Raw genomic sequence first — 2,488 nt, forward strand, 5'->3', positions numbered from 1 at the left:
ACATTGACCACGGTAAATCCACCATCGCCGACCGCTTCATCCAGGTCTGCGGCGGTCTGACCGATCGGGAGATGGCCGAGCAGGTGCTCGACTCCATGGACCTGGAGCGCGAGCGGGGCATCACCATCAAGGCTCAGAGCGTGACCCTGAGCTATAAAGCCCGTGATGGCAAAACCTACCAGCTCAACTTTATTGACACCCCGGGGCATGTGGACTTTTCCTACGAAGTCTCCCGCTCCCTGTTTGCCTGTGAAGGGGCGCTGCTGGTGGTGGATGCCGGTCAGGGGGTGGAAGCCCAGTCCGTGGCCAACTGCTACACCGCCATCGAGCAGGGGCTGGAAGTGATTCCGGTATTGAACAAGATGGATCTGCCCCAGGCCGAGCCCGAGCGCGTGGCCCAGGAAATTGAAGACATCATCGGGATCGAGGCCACCGAAGCGGTGCGCTGCAGCGCCAAGTCCGGCGTGGGCATCGAGGATGTTCTGGAAGAACTGGTGCGGCTGGTACCGCCGCCGGAAGGGGATGTGGACGCCCCGCTGCAGGCGCTGATCATTGACTCCTGGTTCGACAAATACATGGGCGTGGTCTCGCTGGTGCGGGTCAAGCAGGGCACCCTCAAGGTCAAAGACAAAATCATCACCAAGTCCATCGGCAAGTCCCACGTGGTGGACAGCGTCGGCGTGTTCAATCCCAAGCTGACCAAGCTCAAGGAACTCAAGGCCGGCGAAGTGGGATTTGTGATTGCCGGTATCAAGGACATTCTGGGCGCGCCGGTGGGGGACACCCTGACCCACGCCAATACGCCGGAAACGCCCGCGTTGCCGGGTTTCAAGAAGGTCAAGCCGCAAGTGTATGCGGGCATGTTCCCGGTCGATGCCGATGACTTTGAGGATTTCCGCGAGGCCCTGTCCAAACTGACGCTGAACGATGCCTCCCTGTTTTTCGAACCGGAAAGCTCCGATGCCCTGGGTTTTGGTTTCCGCTGCGGCTTCCTCGGGATGCTGCACATGGAAATCATCCAGGAGCGACTGGAACGGGAATACGACCTGGACCTGATCACCACCGCGCCGACCGTGGTGTATGAAGTGATCACCACCAAGGGCGAGACGCTGTATGTGTCCAGCCCCTCGAACCTGCCCGATCCGGGCGAGATCGAAGAAATGCGCGAGCCGATTGTCGAGGCCAACATTCTGGTGCCCCAGGAGTATCTCGGCAATGTGATCACCCTGTGCAGTGAAAAACGCGGCATGCAGAAAGACATGCAGTACACCGGCACTCAGGTCACGCTGCGCTACGACATGCCGATGAACGAAGTGGTGATGGATTTCTTCGATCGGCTGAAGTCCGCCAGTCGCGGCTTCGCCTCGCTGGACTACAGCTTCGACCGGTTTGAACCGGCCAACCTGGTGCGCCTGGATGTGCTGATCAACGGTGATAAGGTCGATGCCCTGGCGTTGATCGTGCACCGGGATCACTCCCAGAGCATTGGTCGCTCGCTGGTTGAGAAAATGAAAGAACTGATTCCCCGGCAGATGTTTGATGTCGCCATTCAGGCGGCCATCGGTGGCAATGTGATTGCCCGCTCCACGGTCAAAGCCCTGCGCAAGAACGTGACCGCGAAGTGTTACGGCGGCGACGCCTCGCGCAAGAAAAAGCTGCTGGAAAAGCAGAAAGCCGGTAAAAAGCGGATGAAGCAGGTCGGCCGGGTGGAGATTCCCCAGGACGCCTTCCTCGCCGTACTGAAGGTTGATAACTGATAACCATAATCATGGAACGCTTATGAGCAGCATTAACTTACCCCTGATTCTGACCCTGGCAGTGTTCGTTACGGGGTTGGTCTGGTTGTATGACTCCCTGGTTCTGGCCAAGCCGCGCAAGCAGAAACTTGACGCGGTGGACAAACAGTTTGAGCGCGCCAACCTGGCGGACAAACATCAGAAAGAGGCCTATCAGCAAGCGCTGGAGGCGGCGGGCAAGGAGCCGGTGTGGGTCGAATACTCCAAATCCTTCTTCCCGGTGTTGGCCCTGGTGTTTGTGTTGCGCTCATTTATTGCAGAGCCGTTTCAGATTCCCTCGGGTTCTATGGAGCCCACCCTGGAAGTGGGTGATTTTATCGTGGTGAACAAGTTCACCTACGGTATCCGGTTGCCGGTGCTGAACAACGAAGTGATTCCGGTCAATAAACCCGAGCGTGGTGAAGTGATGGTGTTTTTCCCGCCCCACCAGCCCGAGACTTATTTCATCAAGCGGGTCATCGGGTTGCCCGGGGATACGGTGACCTATATTGACCACCAGCTGACCATCAACGGAGAGCCGGTGGAAGAAGATGTCGTTGAAGTCAATCGCTCCGCCCGTCCGGCCTATCGAGTGGTCCGGGAAACTCTGGGTGATAACACCTATACTGTGCGCAAGCACCTGGAGCCCAGCCGCTACAGTCGGTACGGTTCCTGGGTCGTGCCCGAGGGGCACTACTTCATGATGGGCGATA

General features: G+C 58.2%; 2 protein-coding genes. Both read left to right on the forward strand.

The annotated features are described in order from the left end of the window. Nucleotides 1–2: 2 nt before the first annotated feature. Nucleotides 3–1,757, forward strand: a complete 1,755-nt coding sequence (gene lepA, locus B3187_RS08380) for a translation elongation factor 4 (protein WP_286805717.1) — start codon at nucleotides 3–5, stop codon at nucleotides 1,755–1,757. 22 nt (nucleotides 1,758–1,779) lie between these two features. Next, a partial coding sequence (gene lepB, locus B3187_RS08385) for a signal peptidase I (protein WP_286805719.1) occupies nucleotides 1,780–2,488 on the forward strand: 709 nt, incomplete at its 3' end.

Origin of the sequence: Marinimicrobium sp. UBA4209 (genome assembly GCF_002381585.1) — a bacterium.
GTDB classification, from domain to species: domain Bacteria; phylum Pseudomonadota; class Gammaproteobacteria; order Pseudomonadales; family Cellvibrionaceae; genus Marinimicrobium; species Marinimicrobium koreense.